The organism is Paracoccus alkanivorans, from assembly GCF_003697785.1.
GTDB classification, from domain to species: domain Bacteria; phylum Pseudomonadota; class Alphaproteobacteria; order Rhodobacterales; family Rhodobacteraceae; genus Paracoccus; species Paracoccus alkanivorans.
Map to the genome: position 1 here is coordinate 69,137 of NZ_QOKZ01000002.1, position 15,725 is coordinate 84,861.

Sequence of the window (15,725 nt, forward strand, 5' to 3'; positions counted from 1 at the left end):
ATGGCCGCCGCGATCGGCCATGCCGTCTCCGGCTTCGGTTTCCTCGAGGAAGCCCTCAAACGCGCCATCTTTTCCCTGACCCGCCAGGGCCTGGGCGAGGATGTCAGCGAGAAGGAGCTGGAGAAATGGTTGCGGCGGATGGAGGAAATCGCCGACGACACCCTGGGCACCCTGATCGACAGTTTCATCGCCTCGGCCAAGCGGGCAAAGGCCGATGACCGCCAAACCCTTGCCGACGAACTGACCGGAATCCGTCTGAAGCGCAATCTTCTGTGCCATGCCTCCTGGCGTCCGGGAAGCGAGCCGGGATACTGGCACCCGACTTTCATCAACACGCGCGGCGAACGCTATCCCGACGAGATGAATGCCAAAGATGTCAGGAAAATCCACGCCGACACGCTAAGGATCTCTCGGCGGGTCGTCTCGATCATGCGCGCGACCGGGATAGAGGGCGAACTGGCGGGTGACGAAGAGGAATGACCTGGCGTCTGACTGCCGATTACCCGCAATTATGGGCTTTGGGTTTCGCTATACTCGCCGTTCTCGCCGGACTGTCGATACCCCACGGGCCGGACTGGCTGTTGTGGCCGGGAGTGCTGCTGATCTGCGCAGGTGTTGCAATAATGTTGATCGCCTCTCTTACGATGCGAAGCCATCGCACCACGCTTGATCCGTTCGGTCAACCGGCGAATCTGGTAACCGGCGGCGTTTTCGCCCTGTCGCGGAACCCAATCTATCTGGGCGATTTACTGGTGGTCGGCGGGCTGTGCTTTACCTTTGGTGCCCCCCTTGCCGCAGCTCTGCTGGTGCCATTGCTGATGATCGTGATCCGGCATCGCTTCATTGGTCCGGAAGAGGATCGGCTTGCACGGACCTTTCCCGATGAATTTGCGCAATACGGCAAGCGGACGCGCCGCTGGATATGATCTGAGTGTGCCAGTCGTCATCAATCCTGATGCGCAGCACTCAACACTTCGCCCAAAGTTTTGTTCTCTCGTTGCAACGCCGCGCCGGGCGCGCTAACAACCCGCGCAATCCAAACCGAGAGGCTTTCATGTCGTCCCCCCTCCGCCTCGGCATCGCCGGGCTTGGCACCGTCGGGATCGGTGTCGTCAAGATCGTTCAGAAGCACGCCGACCTGCTGGCGAAGCGGTCGGGACGCGGGATTGCAATTACTGCCATCAGCGCCCGCGACCGGATGAAGAACCGCGACGCGGATATCTCGGCCTATCGTTGGGAAAGCGATCCCATGGCCGTGGCACAGGCCGGGGACGTGGATATCTATGTCGAGCTGATCGGCGGCGACAACGGCATCGCCCGGGACAGCATCGAGGCGGCCTTGCGTTCCGGCAAGGATGTCGTGACCGCGAACAAGGCGCTTCTGGCGATGCATGGGCAGGAGCTGGCCGAACTGGCCGAGAGCCTTGGCCGGGTGATCCGCTTCGAGGCGGCGGTTGCGGGCGGCATCCCGGTGATCAAGACCATGACCGAGTCGCTGGCCGGAAACGGCATCACCCGCGTCATGGGGGTGATGAACGGCACCTGTAACTATATCCTGACCCGGATGGAGAATGCCGGCCTGCCCTATGAGGCAGTGTTCGAGGAGGCGCGGCAACTCGGCTACCTGGAGGCCGATCCCAACCTGGATGTCGGCGGGATCGATGCGGGTCACAAGCTGGCGATCCTGTCCTCGATCGCCTTCGGCACGAGGGTGAATTTCGACGCCGTCGAGATCGAGGGGATCGAGCGCATCAGCATCGACGATATCCGCCGCGCGGCGGATATGGGCTACCGGATCAAGCTGCTGGGCATCGCCCAGATGACCCCGCGCGGGCTGGAGCAGCGCATGTCGCCATGCCTCGTTCCCGCCGACAGTCCCATCGGGCAACTGGCGGGGGGCACCAATATGGTGGTGGTCGAAGGCGACAGCGTGGGCCAGATCGTGCTGCGCGGCGCGGGCGCCGGCGAAGGCCCGACGGCAAGCGCCGTGATGTCGGATATCGTCGAGATTGCGCGGGGCGTGCGCATGCCGGTCTTTGGCCAGCCCGCCGCCGATCTTGAACCCGCGCAGCCCGCCCGCACCGCGGTTCCTGCGGCCTATTACATTCGGCTCGAATTGCAGGACAAGCCCGGGGCACTGGCCAAGGTGGCCGCGATACTGGGCGATGCCGGGATCTCGATCGACCGGATGCGGCAATACGGCCATGCCAGCGACAGCAGCGTGCCGGTCCTGGTGGTGACGCACAAGACCACACCGGAGGCGATAGATTTCGCGATCGAAGCCCTGCCGCGAACCGGTGTGCTGGTCAGCGATCCGGTGGAATTGCGGATCGAGGAGGTGTGACGAAACAGGGGGCGCTCGCGCCCCCTCTTGGCCTGCGGCCAATTCACCCCCGAAGGTATTTCTTCAAAGAAGAAGGCGGGCGCGGATCACCCGCCCGCGATGATGCGCACGTAGTTGCGGGTCTCGCGATAGGGCGGAATGCCGCCATATTTGGAGACAGCGGCGGGACCGGCATTATAGGCCGCCAGCGCCAGCCGCCAGTTGCCGAACTGGTTATACATCATGCGCAGATAGCGCGCCCCGCCATTCAGGTTCTGCACCGGGTCATGCGGATTCACCCCGAGCCTCGAAGCCGTGCCCGGCATGAGTTGCGCCAATCCGGTTGCTCCCTTGTGGGAACGGGCGTTCGGGTTCCAGCCCGATTCCTGCTGCACGAGGCGCAGGAACAGATCCTCGGGGATGCCATAGCGCTGCGCCGCCGCGCGGGCATGGGGCAGATATTCCGTCCGCCTGCCGCTATAGGCGGGAATATTCGGGGACAGGTCCAGTTCGATAATACTGCGGTTGTCGCCGCCGGGCTGTAGCCTGGCGGATTGCTGGTATTGCGAGGCAAGCCGCGAATCCATCAGCCGGGTCTGGCGCGCGAATTGATCGGCGCGCGATTTGGAGGAACTGCCCGACAGCCGCAACCCCTCTGCCGACGCTGGCAGCGCAAGCCCCGCCAGCAACGCCGCGCCGATCGCGGCTTTCATCACCGGTATGATCCTCATGGAGTTCGCCCTCGTTCGCCTGGCTTTATTTTTTCCGCACTATACATCAATTTCCAGCCATCGCCAGCAAGGCTTTTTCTTGCATGGTGCAGGGGCAGTGAAAAGCGGAAAACAGCCGATGCCGCAGCGATGGGTTCAGGCGTGAATTGCTTGCAGTATTCGCCGTCACTGGGATAGACCGGCGACAGCATATCGAAAAACCGGAGAGCCCAGCATGGCAGGCAGCGTCAACAAGGTCATTCTGGTCGGCAATCTGGGACAGGACCCCGAAGTCCGCACGTTCCAGAATGGCGGCAAGGTGGTCAATCTGCGGATCGCGACGTCCGAACGTTGGAAGGACCGCAACACCGGCGAGGCGCAGGAGCGCACCCAGTGGCATTCCGTCGCGATCTTTTCTGAACCCCTCGCCCGTGTGGCAGAGCAATATCTGCGCAAGGGATCCAAGGTCTATATCGAAGGCCAGCTCGAAACCCGCAAATGGCAGGATCAGAGCGGCCAGGACCGCTATTCCACCGAAGTCGTGCTGCGCCCCTATCGCAGCGAATTGCACATGCTGGACGGGCGTGGCGAAGGCGGCGGCGGCGGCCGTGATCCGGGAGGCTTCGGCGGTGGCGGCGGCGGATATGGCGGGCCGTCGGGCGGTGGCGCCCCATCGGGCGGCGGCCGCAGCGATTACGACGACGAGATTCCGTTCTGACGGCATGAGGTAAACGCGGCGAATCATCAGGTCGGGCGGTCCAGGGGGCCGCCCGTTCGTTTTCGACGGAACTGCGCTAAAATTGCGCCGAACGGCCTCGATTCCGACGCAAATTGCGCCGCACCCCATGCGTCCTTTGCGAATGATCCTATACTTGCAATAGATGCGCAAAGCCGTTTTCTGACCTTGTTTCAAGGCGGTCCGGGCCGGAGCGCCAGCGAGGAGGAGAGCCGGACATGGAACTGAAACTCACCGATCTCGACATATCCGAGGGATTCGAGCGGCTGGTGCTGGCCGAGGATGCATCATCGGGGCTGCGCGCACTGATCTGCGTTCACTCGACCGTGCTTGGACCCGCGGCGGGCGGCTGCCGGATGTGGGACTATGCCGATGATGCCGAGGCGATCGCCGATGTCACGCGGCTGGCGCGCGGCATGACCTACAAGAATGCGATGGCCGGACTGGGGCTGGGTGGCGGCAAATCGGTCATCATCGGCGATGCACGCCGCGACAAGACACCCGCGATGATGCGCGCTTTCGGCCGCGCGGTGGATGCGCTGAAGGGCATGTATTACACTGCCGAGGATGTTGGCATTTCGCCCGAGGACATGGCCCATGCCGCGGCCGAGACCCGCTATGCCGTGGGATTGTCGGGCGCATCGGGCGATCCCTCGCCATGGACCGCCGAGGGCGTGTTCCGCTGCCTGAGGATCGGCGCGGCGCATGTGTTCGGCAGCGACGACCTGACCGGGCGGCGCGTGCTGGTGCAGGGGCTGGGCCATGTCGGGCTTTCGCTTGCGCAAAAGCTGCACGAGGCCGGGGCCGAACTGATCGTCACGGATATTCATGCCGCGGCGCTGGAGGAGGCAAAAACGCGCCTTGGCGCGGAAATCTGCGCTCCAGACGCGGTTTTCGAGCAGCGGATGGATATTTTCGCCCCCTGTGCCCTGGGCGGAGTGCTTGACGAACACAGCAGCGCGAAACTGCAGGCCCGGCTTGTCTGCGGCGCCGCGAATAACCAGTTGACGAGCCCCGGGATCGCAGAGGCGCTGCGGACGCGGGGGATCACCTATCTGCCCGATTACGTGGTCAATGCCGGCGGGATCATCAGCGTCGCCAGCGAGATCCACCGCACGGGCGACAGGTGGCGGCGCGAGCGCCTGGACGGGATCGCGGAACGCGTGGCCGAGATGCTGGCCCGCGCCAGCGCCGAGGACCGCAGCACGGAGCTGATCGCAGACGAGATGGTCGAGCGGATGCTGCGCGAGGCAAGCGCCGCCTGACCGGGATGCGTGGGATGCGGCGGCAGAATCGACTTCTCCGCCCCGTTCTGAGCGCAGTTTGCGCTCAATCGGACCCACCCGAATACTCTTCTTCTTCACAAAAATATCCACGGGGGTCCGGGGGCCGTCAGCCCCCGGTGCCGCGGGACGCAACTCGCTACCGGACCCGACATGCTGCAAACTGCCCTGGCGATCAGGCCCTCCGCGAATCCCGCAGCACAGCGGTCAGCATATCGCCCGGCACATCGTCACTGACAAAGGCCTCGCCAATCGCGCGGGCCAGCACGAAGCGCAGCTTGCCATCGACGACCTTCTTGTCCTGCCCCATCAGGGCGATCAGCGCCTGATCGTCAGGCAGTTCGCCCGGAATATCCGTCAGTTTCGCGGGCATGCCCATCTTTCGCAGATGCGCTGTCACGCGGGACGGGGCCTCCTGGCTGCACAGCCCCATCCGCGCCGACAGATCGAAAGCGAGCGCGCAGCCGATCGCCACGCCCTCGCCATGCAGGAGCCGGTCGGAATAGCCTGTCGCCGCCTCCAGCGCATGTCCGAAGGTATGGCCGAGATTCAGCAGCGCCCGCTCTCCCTGCTCGGTCTCGTCGCGGGTCACTATTTCCGCCTTCATCCGCACCGAATGCGCCACCGCCTGCTGGCGCAGTTGCATATCGTCGCGCAGGAGCGGTGCGTGCTGTTCCAGCCACTCGAAGAAACCGGCATCGCCCAGCAACCCGTATTTCACCACCTCGCCATATCCTGCCAGGAAATCGCGCGGGGCCAGCGTGTCCAGCACCCCGACATCGGCCAGCACCAGCGCGGGCTGGTGAAAGGCGCCGATCAGGTTCTTGCCGAAGCTGCTGTTGATGCCGGTCTTGCCGCCGACGCTGCTGTCGACCTGCGCCAGAAGCGTCGTCGGGATCTGCACGAAGCCCACGCCGCGCCGCAGGATCGCCGCCGCGAAACCGACCAGATCCCCGATCACCCCACCGCCAAGCGCCACGACGATATCGCGCCGCTCGACCCGTTGCTCCAGCAGCCACTCGACGCAGCGGGTCAGATGCGGCCAGCTCTTGGTTGCCTCGCCCGCCGGCAGGACCAGCGCCTCGGACGAGATCCCCTCGGCGCTCAGCGCGTCGCGCAGCCGGTCCAGATGCAGCGCCGAGACGGTTGCATCCGTGATGATGCAGAGGCGGGAGCGGCGAAGGAACGGGGCGATCTCTGCCCCGGCCCGGGCGATCAGACCCGGCCCGATACGAACGTCATAGGCACGCGTGCCCAGGGGGACGTGAACATGGGTGGCTTCGGTCATTTCGTCTCCTGGAGTTCGGGAACCACGCGGCGAAGCAGCTTGATCAGCCGGGCTGCCGCCACCTGGATGCTGTCATCGGCACGGGCGTCGAACGTCACGTCCGCAAGCGCATAGACCGGATACCGCTGTCTTATCAGCCTTGCCAAGGTCCCCTTGGGATCGGCGGTCTTCAACAGGGGTCGTGTGCTGCGCTGGCTCACCCGGTGCCAGAGCGTTTCCAGATCGCAGTTCAGCCAGACAGACAGCCCATGCGCGCGGATCAATTCGCGGTTCCCGGCCTGCATCCAGGCGCCGCCGCCGGTCGAGATCACGCCCGGCGGTCCGTCCAGGATGCGGGACAGGACCTGGGTTTCCCGGTCACGGAAGAAGGCCTCGCCGTCGCGGGCGAAGATTTCGCTGATGCTCATGGCGGCGGCAGCTTCGATCTCGGCATCCGAGTCGGTAAAGGGCATATGCAGCCGCCGGGCCAGCTCGGACCCGATCGCGGTCTTGCCCGCCCCCATCATACCGACCATGACGATATGCCGATTCATCTTTCATCGCCCCTTTTTCCGGTCAACCATGCGCACCGGGGAAACTGAATGACGTGATCTTTTCCGAATTGCCATATATATTCGGGCGAAACCGGCAAAAGACCGTCGAACAGATACAGGCTAGGCAGAGCAAAGGCAGAAATAAATGCGGTTACTCAAACTTCTGGTGGTGCTGATACTCGCGGCGCTGATCGCGCTGGTGGGATATGCCTATCTTGGCGACATGCAAGCGCCCCAGCAGGAAATGCGCACACCGATCAAGATAGGGGACGGGAGTGATTGATCACCACCGCCGGATCCGCAACGGACTGACGGCGCTGATGCTGGCAAAACTGTTCCTTGCCGGTGCTGCATGTGCCGAAGCCCCGCTTTCTGCCAGCGAATGGTTGTCCGGCAGTGTAAAGGGACCTGCCCGGGAAAGTTCCGCATGGAGACCGGGCGATCCTCCGCCCCCGCAAGTCAAGGGACATGGCAATCCGCAACCGGTCGCGGAAAGCGGTGCGGTGGGCAGGATCGAGGTCACGCGGCTGGACAGCACCAATCCCGACATGGCAGGAACGATCACCGCCCGTAATGCCGGTCTGCCAAAGGATCTGTGGCAAGGCAGCGAGACCGGAACCATCGCCGATCTGATCCTGCAAAGCCCGGCCCGGCTGCCGGCGATGAACGCGTTGCTGCAGCGCGTGTTGACGGCGCAGCTCTTGCCGCCCGCCGATTCGGAGATGAAGCAGGGGCAATTGTTCCTGGCGCGGACCGACCGGCTGTTGGACATGGGCGCATTGGAGCAGGCGCAGGCACTGCTGTTCGCCTCGGGGCATGGCAATCCCGAGCAGTTCCGGCGGCTGTTCGACATCGCCCTGCTGGAAGGCGACGAATCGCGTGCCTGCGAGACCATGAACACCACGCCGGGAATCGCGCCCAGCTTTGCCGCCCGGATCTTCTGCCTGGCGCATTCGGGCGATTGGGCCGCCGCCTCCATCGGCCTGAACGGCGCGGATGACCTGGGGCTGATCGGCGAGCAGCAGGCACGGCTTCTGACGCATTTCCTGCATGATTCCTATGTGGACAGCGACGAGGAACTGATCCCGTCAGAACGCGTGACCCCGCTGGAGTTCCGCATTCACGAGGCCATCGGCCAGCCGTTGCCGACACAGCCCCTGCCCCTTGCCTTCGCGCAATCCGATCTGCGCGCCAATAGCGGCTGGAAGGCCCGGCTGGAGGCGGCCGAGCGGCTGGCCCGCGCCGGGGCGATCCCGGCGGCGAGGCTGCGGGAAATCTATACCGAGCAGAAACCGGCGGCCTCGGGCGGAGTATGGGAGCGTGCCGGAACCATGCGCATGCTCGAAGCGGCGATTTCGGCGGGCAATATATCGACCGCCCTGCCCCGCGCCTTCGATGAATTCCGCGCCGCCGGCATGACCGACGTGCTTGCCGCGATGGTGGCTGCGGATCTGCCCGCCGATAGCAAGGGAAAAGCCGGTGAGATCGCCGGATGGCTGCGGCAATGGCAGGGTCTGCCATCGAACAACCCGGTCGCGATCAGCCCGGAATTGCAGGTCGCGAAGCCTTTGACCCCTGCCGACCGGAAGGGAGAGGCATTGCTGGCGGCGATGGCGGATATCGATGCCGGCATGGATGGCGACCTGCCGCGCGCCGCCGAAGGCATCGCGATGCTGCGGGCGCTCGGGCTGGGCGGCGAGGCCGATCTGGCAGCGGCACAGCTGACGCTCTTGCCGCATATGACCGGGACACCGGGATGAGCATGTCCGACCATCGCGCGATTTCGGCTTTTCTGGATGCGCAGGCCGCCGAGGCCGGGGCGGCCCGGAACACGCTGCTGGCCTATGGCCGGGATCTGCGGGACCTGTCGGATTGGCTTGCGGATAAGCGCCTGGCATTGGCCGATCTGACGCGCGAGAGGGTCGAGGATTATCTGGCGCATTGCGACGGTCAGGGCTTGTCACGCGCCACGCGGGCGCGGCGCCTGTCGTCGATCCGGCAATTCACCCGATTCGCCTTGGAGGAAGGCTGGCGCGAGGACGATCCCGCCATCCGCATCAACGGCCCCGGCCGCGCCCAACGTCTGCCCAAGACCCTGAGCCGGGACGAGGTCGAAGCAATCCTTGCCGCGGCCCCCGCTTTGGGCCGTGGCCCCGCCGACCGGGCCCGGAACCTGTGCCTGATCGAACTGCTTTACGCCACCGGCATGCGGGTCAGCGAACTGGTCGCCCTGCCCGTGGCGGCCTGCCGGGGCGATCCCGCCGTGCTGCTGATCCGGGGCAAGGGCGACAAGGAGCGCATGGTGCCGCTCACCGCCCCCGCCCGACGCGCATTGTCCGGCTGGCTCGACATCCGCGACAACGCACCAGAGGACAGCCCGCTGGCCCGGCTGGTCGCTGGCAAGGGCGCGCGCTGGCTGTTTCCCGCGCCCGGCGCGGCGGGTCACCTGCCTCGGCAGAGCTTTGGCCGGCTGCTCAAGGAAATCGCGGTCACCGCCGGGCTTGACCCGTCCCGTGTTACACCGCATGTCATCCGCCATGCCTTCGCGACGCATCTTCTGGAAGGCGGCGCCGATCTGCGCAGCATCCAGACACTTTTGGGTCATGCCGATCTCGGCACGACCGAGATCTATACCCATGTTCTGGATCAGCGCATGCGCGATCTGGTCCTGAACCACCACCCGCTGGCTCATCCGGCCAAACCGGACGTGCCGGCTTCCGATAACAACTGACGGACACCATGGACGACCCTTCGAGTATGTTCGACGCCGCTTTCTGGATCACCAGCGCGGCAATTCTTGTTCTGCTGATGCTGTCAGGCTTTTTCTCGGGCTCCGAGACCGCCCTGACGGCATCCAGCCGCGCCAAGCTGCGCTCTCGCGCCGACAAGGGCGATGCCGGGGCCGAAACCGCCCTGAAAGTCACCGAGGACAGTGAAAGGCTGATCGGCGCGATCCTTCTGGGCAACAATGTCGTCAATATCCTGTCGGCCAGCCTCGCCACCGCCTTGTTCACCCGCCTTCTGGGAGCCAGTGGCGTCGCCATCGCCACGCTGGTCATGACGGTCCTGGTGCTGATCTTTTCCGAGGTGATGCCCAAGACCTACGCGATCTCGGCCCCCGAGAACGTCGCCAGCCTCGTTGCCCGGCCCATTCGTTGGGTCACGCTGATGCTGTCGCCGATTGTCGCCGTTGTCCGACTGATCGTGCGCGGCATCCTCGGCCTTTTCGGGCTCAAGACCGATCCCGGCTCGCATATGTTCTCGGTCCACGAGGAAATCGCCGGCGCGCTGTCGATCGGCCATGCCACGGGCGCGGTGCATAAAGAGGATCGCGACCGCCTGCTGGGCGCCCTGGATCTGGGTAACCGCACCGTCGAAGAGATCATGCGCCACCGTTCGGGCATCCAGATGATCGATTGCGACATGTCGCCTTCGGCCATCCTCGACGCGGTGCTGGCCAGTCCCCATACTCGCCTGCCCGTCTACAAGGACGAGCGTGAAAACGTGGTCGGTGTCGTGCATGCCAAGGATCTGTTGCGAGCTGTCAACAAGGCGATACGCGAAAGCGGCGACCCCGGCGCGCTTCAGACATTCGACGTTATGGCAGTGGCGATGAAGCCCTATTTCGTTCCCGACACCACCGCGCTGGACGAGCAGATGCGGGAGTTCCTGAAGCGCCGTGCGCATTTCGCTTTGGTAGTCGATGAATACGGCTCCTTGCGCGGGCTGATCACACTGGAGGATATCCTGGAAGAGATCGTCGGAGAGATCGCGGACGAGCATGACACCGAGGCCGACCAGACCCTGACCCCGAACGCGCAGGGCGATTACTCGGTCGATGGCGGCATGACCATCCGTGACCTGAACCGCCAGCTTGACTGGAACCTGCCCGATGACGAGGCGAATACCGTCGCCGGCCTGGTGATCCACATGGCCCAGTCCATCCCCGAACCGGGTCAGGTGTTTTCCTTCCACGGCTACCGTTTCGAAGTCGTCAGCCGCCGCGAGAACCGGATCACCAAGCTGCGGATCCGCCCTCTCGACAGCCTGCGGGAGGCGTAAGGCACCGCGATCATGGTGAGGAGCCGGCGCCTTGCCCCCCGCAACGGGCAATTGCAATGAGGCCACCTTTTGCCATAAGCATGCCCGCAGATCGCTCAGGAGGAGGCGCGGCATGGACCGGTTCACAGGCGGCTGCCTGTGCGGCAATGTCCGGATCGTGGCATCGGGACGCCCCTACCGGGTCGGCCTTTGTCACTGTCTCGACTGCCGCAAGCATCACGGAGCCCTTTTCTACGCTGCGGCGGTATTTCCCCGGGACGCGGTAACGGTCGATGGCGAAACAAGCAGCTATACCGGGCGGTTTTTCTGTCCCCGCTGCGGTTCATCGGTTTTCGCGCGCAGCGGAGATGAAATCGAGCTGCATCTTGGGGCTTTGGATGCCCCCGACCAGTTGATGCCGACCTATGAAAGCTGGACCATCCGCCGAGAGGCCTGGCTGCCGCCCTTTCCACTGGCAAGACGATACGACCGGGACCGCGACGGCACCGGGCGTCACGAGGATTCGTCCGACCGGTGAAAGGGGGTTGCGCGAAACGATGCCAGCATGGAGATGCCGGCCGATATATCATGAAGAATCACCGATCCGGGGATCGGGATCGATTTCACGAATATCAGGACCGGCAGAGATCATTGCCCGCCGGATAGCCGTCAATGGAAGTGCTCGATCCGGAATGCGGGCAGATCCCAAGCAGGATGGAAGTTCCGCAAGCCTCAGAACGGCACGTCCTGATCGCTGCCCGCAGGCGTCACATAGGCGGCCTTGATCGTCTTGAAACCCGCCGCGAATTGCACGGTCAGCGTGTCCTCGGCAATGCCGATGATCTGCCCCTCGCCGAACTTGGCATGGCTGACCTTGTCGCCGACGCTGAAATGCGCGGCGGCCTCGGTATCGATGGTTACGGGCGCACGCCTCACCGGAGCCTTGCGCTCCGCCGCCCGGGCCTGCATCCGCTTCCATCCCGGCGAATTATAGACATCCGCCTGCGCTGCACGGTCGTGCATATCGGTTCCGGCATTCGCGCCCGCAAATGCCATCGCCGCCCCGTAACCGCCGCCATACAGCCCCGGCGGCGTTAGAATTTCAATATGTTCTTCAGGTAGTTCATCAATGAACCTCGACGGCATCGAACTTTGCCACTGACCATATAACCGCCGGTTCCCGGCAAAGCTGATCACCGCCAGCCGCTCGGCCCGGGTGATGCCGACATAGGCCAGCCGCCGCTCTTCCTCCAGGCCCTTGGTGCCGTTTTCGTCCATGGCGCGCTGGTTCGGGAACAGCCCGTCCTCCCATCCCGGCAAGAAGACCACGGGAAATTCCAGCCCCTTGGCGCCATGCAGGGTCATGATGCTGACCTCTTCCCCGGCCTCACCCTCGTCCCGGTCCATCACCAGAGCGACATGTTCCAGAAAGCCCTGGAGATTGTCGAACTCCTCCAGCGCCTTGACCAGTTCCTTGAGGTTATCCAGCCGCCCCGGCGCATCGGGTGACTTGTCGTTCTGCCACATGGCGGTATAGCCGGATTCGTCCAGTATCCGCTCGGCCAGCTCGATATGGCTGGCCCCTGCATCAAGCGCATCGGCATGCCAGCGCCCCAACGCGGCGACGAAATCGCGCAAATTGACAAGACCCTTGCCGGTCAGTTGCCCCTCTTCGACCGCGATCCGCGCGGCTTCGAGCAGCGGCACGCCATGCCGCCGCGCCACCGTCTGAATGGTCTGCAAAGCCTTGTCACCCAGCCCCCGCTTGGGGGTGTTCACGATCCGCTCGAAGGCCAGATCGTCGGCAGGGCTGACCACCAGCCGGAAATAGGCCATCGCGTCGCGGATCTCGGCCCGTTCGTAAAAACGCGGCCCGCCGATCACGCGATAGGGCAAGCCGATGGTCATGAAACGATCCTCGAAGGCGCGCATCTGGTGGCTGGCGCGCACGAGTATGGCAATATCGTCCAGGCTGACCTTGCCAAGACCGGCGCGATGCCCGCCCTGGAACGCCTCGATCTCCTCTCCGATCCAGCGCGCCTCGGCCTCGCTGTCCCAATGACCGATCAGGCGGACCTTCTCTCCCGCTTCGGCCTCGGTCCAGAGCGTCTTGCCTAGCCGCCCGCTATTGGCCGCGATCAGCCCCGAGGCCGCCGACAGGATCTGCGGGGTGGACCGATAGTTCTGCTCCAGCCGCACTACCTGCGCGCCGGGGAAATCCTGCTCGAAACGCAGGATATTGCCCACCTCGGCGCCGCGCCAGCCATAGATCGACTGGTCGTCATCGCCCACGCAGCAGATATTGCGATGCGCCTGCGCCAGCAGCCGCAGCCACATGTATTGCGCGACATTGGTATCCTGATACTCGTCCACCAGGATATAGCGGAACCGTTCCTGCCAGCTTTTCAGGACATCGGGATGCGCCTGGAACAGCGTCACGCAATGCATCAGCAGATCGCCGAAATCAACGGCGTTCAGCGACAGGAGCCGCTCCTGATAGGCAGCGTAAAGCCGCCCGCCCCAGCCATCGAATGCCGCCTTCTCGCGTTTCGGCAGGTTCGACGGAGGCAGGCAGCGGTTCTTCCAGCCATCGATCAGATGCGCCAATTGCCGGGCGGGCCAGCGTTTTTCATCCAGGTTCTCGGCCTGGATCAGCTGTTTCAGCAGCCGGATCTGGTCATCCGTGTCAAGGATGGTGAAGGCGGGCTTCAGATGCAGCTCGCCATTGCCGATCAGTTCCGCGTGGCGGCGCAGGATCTTGACGCAGATCGAATGGAAGGTGCCCAGCCACGGCATCCCCTCGACCGTCTCGCCCAGCAGGGCGGCGATCCGGTCCTTCATCTCGCGCGCTGCCTTGTTGGTAAAGGTCACGGCAAGGATCTGTCCCGGCCGTGCCTTGCCCAGCATCAGCAGATGCGCGATGCGGGTGGTCAGCGCCCGGGTCTTGCCGGTTCCCGCCCCGGCCAGCATCAGCACCGGCCCCTCCAGCGTCTCGACAGCGGCACGCTGAGCCGCGTTCAGACCTTCGAGATAGGGCGCAGGCCGCGCCGCGATGGCGCGTTGCGACAGGGGGAGGTTATCGGAATCATCAATCGGCTCCATGCCAGCAACATAACCGCGACCGCGCCGCATGAAAAGCCGATGTTCACTATTTGTTCATCAATGAGAGAAGATTGCCGGATTACCCCTTCCGATCAGAACTCCACCCCCGGCTGCGCCTTGACGCCTTGACGGAAAGGATGCTTGAGCACGGCAATCTCGCTGACCAGATCGGCGGCCTCGATCAGTTCGGGCGGGGCATTGCGCCCGGTCAGCACCACATGAGTCATCTCGGGTTTCTCTGCGGCCAGAAACCCGACCACTTCCACCGGATCCAGATAACCGTAGCGGAAGGCGATGTTGATCTCGTCCAAAAGCACCATCCGGTTCCGGGGTTCCCGGATCAGCTCCTGCGCCTTGCGCCAGGCGGCCTCGGCCGCGGCGATATCGCGGCGCTTGTCCTGCGTTTCCCAGGTAAAGCCCTCGCCCATCACGTGGATCTGGCAGATATCCGGGAAATGCGTCTCCAGCAGCCGGCGCTCGCCCGTATCCCAATTGCCCTTGATGAACTGGACCACGGCGCAGGGCATCCCGTGACCGATGCAGCGCATGATCATGCCAAAGCCGGAACTCGACTTGCCCTTGCCCGGCCCGGTATGGACGATCACCAGCCCCTTTTCGCCGGTGCGGGTGGTCATCATCCGGTCCCGCGCGGCCTTGATCCTGGCCATCTTCTGCGCATGGCGGGCCTGGTCCTCGGCGGTCACGTCACGACTGTCGGTCAAGGGATCACTCCTTTGCTTGGCTGGCGAGGGTTATACAGCGTTCCGGCATGCCGTTGAAACACCGAAACGCCATCAGCTTCCAAGCATGACCCGACAGGAAAGCGGAAACCGCGTCAGATTCCGTCGCCGACGAAGGCCTTCTCGACGACGAATTCCTTCGGTTCGGAATTCGCGCCCTCGCGCAGGCCGAAACCTTCCAGCACCGCCTTGACATCCACGTTGAAGGCCAGACTGCCGCAGATCATCGCGCGGTCGGCTTCGGGCGTCACTGGCGGCAGGCCCAGATCATCCAGCACCTTGCCCGAGCTGAGGTTATCGGTGATCCTGCCCATCAGCGGAGAATCCTCGCGCGTGGTGGTCGGATAATACAGCAGCCGATTGGCGAAATCCTCACCGTAAAGCTCGCCCAGCAGGGGATCGTGACGCAGGTTCTCGACCAGTTCGCGGCCATAGTTCAACTCGTCGGCGGTGCGGCAGGTATGCATCATGATGACCTGCTCGTAGCGCTCATAGGTCTCGGGGTCGCGCATTAGGCTGGCGAAGGGCGCGATGCCGGTGCCGGTGGCCAGGAACCACAGCCGCTTGCCCGGCAGCAGCGCGTCCAGCACCAGCGTGCCGACCGGCTTGGGACGCAGGATGATCTCGTCGCCTTCCTTGATATGCTGCAGCTTCGAGGTCAGCGGTCCGTCCGGCACCTTGATCGAATAGAATTCCAGCTCATCGTCCCAGTTGGGCGAGGCGATGGAATAGGCGCGCAAAAGCGGCTTGCCGTTGTCGCCAAGCAGCCCGATCATCACGAATTCGCCCGAGCGGAAACGCAGCGAGGCAGGCCGCGTCACCCGGAACGAGAACAGGCGGTCGTTCCAATGCTTGACCGCCGTCACGGTCTGCGCGTCGGGCAAGGTCTTCTTGGCGGTCGTCTGAGCGGCCTCGGTCACGGGCATATCCAGCGTCATCTGTGAATTCCTGAGTGTTCTAGTGTTTCTT

At 64.0% G+C, this 15,725-nt stretch carries 16 protein-coding genes; 10 read left to right on the plus strand and 6 right to left on the minus strand.

What is annotated here, in order from left to right; all coding sequences use genetic code 11:
- From C9E81_RS05035 to C9E81_RS05045, 3 genes are all read left to right on the plus strand, one after another.
- Entirely contained in the window at positions 1 to 480 is a 480-nt protein-coding gene (locus tag C9E81_RS05035; RefSeq protein WP_122111239.1) for a hypothetical protein, read from the plus strand.
- Complete coding sequence (locus C9E81_RS05040) at positions 477 to 926, plus strand: methyltransferase family protein (protein ID WP_122111240.1); 450 nt, start codon at positions 477 to 479, stop codon at positions 924 to 926. Before C9E81_RS05035 ends, C9E81_RS05040 begins: the two co-directional genes overlap by 4 nt.
- 128 nt (positions 927 to 1,054) lie before the next feature.
- Positions 1,055 to 2,344, plus strand: a complete 1,290-nt coding sequence (locus C9E81_RS05045; protein ID WP_122111241.1) for a homoserine dehydrogenase — start codon at positions 1,055 to 1,057, stop codon at positions 2,342 to 2,344.
- A gap of 86 nt (positions 2,345 to 2,430) precedes the next feature.
- Here C9E81_RS05045 and C9E81_RS05050 read toward each other — a convergent pair whose 3' ends face one another.
- The gene (locus C9E81_RS05050; RefSeq protein ID WP_243698517.1) at positions 2,431 to 3,054 is read right to left on the minus strand and encodes a lytic transglycosylase domain-containing protein; all 624 of its coding nucleotides are present in this window, start codon (positions 3,052 to 3,054) and stop codon (positions 2,431 to 2,433) included.
- 214 nt (positions 3,055 to 3,268) lie between these two features.
- Between C9E81_RS05050 and ssb the strand changes: the two genes are divergently transcribed.
- Both ssb and C9E81_RS05060 read left to right on the plus strand, forming a co-directional pair.
- A complete protein-coding gene (gene ssb, locus C9E81_RS05055) occupies positions 3,269 to 3,751 on the plus strand; it encodes a single-stranded DNA-binding protein (RefSeq protein WP_122111242.1) in 483 nt (160 codons plus the stop codon).
- 236 nt (positions 3,752 to 3,987) lie between these two features.
- A complete protein-coding gene (locus C9E81_RS05060; RefSeq protein WP_122111243.1) occupies positions 3,988 to 5,034 on the plus strand; it encodes a Leu/Phe/Val dehydrogenase in 1,047 nt (348 codons plus the stop codon).
- 193 nt (positions 5,035 to 5,227) lie between these two features.
- Here the strand turns inward: C9E81_RS05060 and aroB are convergent, their stop codons facing one another.
- Positions 5,228 to 6,340, minus strand: a complete 1,113-nt coding sequence (gene aroB, locus C9E81_RS05065) for a 3-dehydroquinate synthase (protein WP_122111244.1) — start codon at positions 6,338 to 6,340, stop codon at positions 5,228 to 5,230.
- On the minus strand, positions 6,337 to 6,873 hold the full coding sequence (locus C9E81_RS05070; protein WP_122111245.1) for a shikimate kinase: 537 nt from the start codon (positions 6,871 to 6,873) through the stop codon (positions 6,337 to 6,339). Before C9E81_RS05070 ends, aroB begins: the two co-directional genes overlap by 4 nt.
- A 145-nt stretch (positions 6,874 to 7,018) precedes the next feature.
- On the opposite strand from C9E81_RS05070, the gene C9E81_RS22850 reads away from it, so the two are divergent.
- The 5 genes from C9E81_RS22850 (at position 7,019) to C9E81_RS05090 (ending at position 11,452) form a co-directional block, all read left to right on the plus strand.
- The gene (locus C9E81_RS22850; protein ID WP_166461823.1) at positions 7,019 to 7,156 is read left to right on the plus strand and encodes a hypothetical protein; all 138 of its coding nucleotides are present in this window, start codon (positions 7,019 to 7,021) and stop codon (positions 7,154 to 7,156) included.
- Positions 7,149 to 8,633: a hypothetical protein gene (locus tag C9E81_RS05075; RefSeq protein WP_122111246.1), complete on the plus strand. Its 1,485-nt coding sequence runs from the start codon at positions 7,149 to 7,151 to the stop codon at positions 8,631 to 8,633. The genes C9E81_RS22850 and C9E81_RS05075 overlap by 8 nt, the downstream gene beginning before the upstream one ends.
- Positions 8,630 to 9,604, plus strand: coding sequence for a site-specific tyrosine recombinase XerD (locus C9E81_RS05080; RefSeq protein ID WP_122111247.1), 975 nt, complete (start codon positions 8,630 to 8,632; stop codon positions 9,602 to 9,604). Before C9E81_RS05075 ends, C9E81_RS05080 begins: the two co-directional genes overlap by 4 nt.
- 8 nt (positions 9,605 to 9,612) lie before the next feature.
- Complete coding sequence (locus C9E81_RS05085; protein WP_122111248.1) at positions 9,613 to 10,935, plus strand: HlyC/CorC family transporter; 1,323 nt, start codon at positions 9,613 to 9,615, stop codon at positions 10,933 to 10,935.
- A gap of 112 nt (positions 10,936 to 11,047) precedes the next feature.
- On the plus strand, positions 11,048 to 11,452 hold the full coding sequence (locus C9E81_RS05090) for a GFA family protein (protein ID WP_122111249.1): 405 nt from the start codon (positions 11,048 to 11,050) through the stop codon (positions 11,450 to 11,452).
- A gap of 194 nt (positions 11,453 to 11,646) precedes the next feature.
- Here the strand turns inward: C9E81_RS05090 and C9E81_RS05095 are convergent, their stop codons facing one another.
- The 3 genes from C9E81_RS05095 to C9E81_RS05105 form a co-directional block, all read right to left on the minus strand.
- The gene (locus C9E81_RS05095; protein WP_243698518.1) at positions 11,647 to 14,016 is read right to left on the minus strand and encodes an ATP-dependent helicase; all 2,370 of its coding nucleotides are present in this window, start codon (positions 14,014 to 14,016) and stop codon (positions 11,647 to 11,649) included.
- Between the two features lie 92 nt (positions 14,017 to 14,108).
- Positions 14,109 to 14,738, minus strand: a complete 630-nt coding sequence (gene cobO / locus C9E81_RS05100) for a cob(I)yrinic acid a,c-diamide adenosyltransferase (protein ID WP_122111251.1) — start codon at positions 14,736 to 14,738, stop codon at positions 14,109 to 14,111.
- Between the two features lie 113 nt (positions 14,739 to 14,851).
- Positions 14,852 to 15,694, minus strand: a complete 843-nt coding sequence (locus C9E81_RS05105) for a ferredoxin--NADP reductase (protein ID WP_122111252.1) — start codon at positions 15,692 to 15,694, stop codon at positions 14,852 to 14,854.
- Positions 15,695 to 15,725 lie beyond the last annotated feature (31 nt).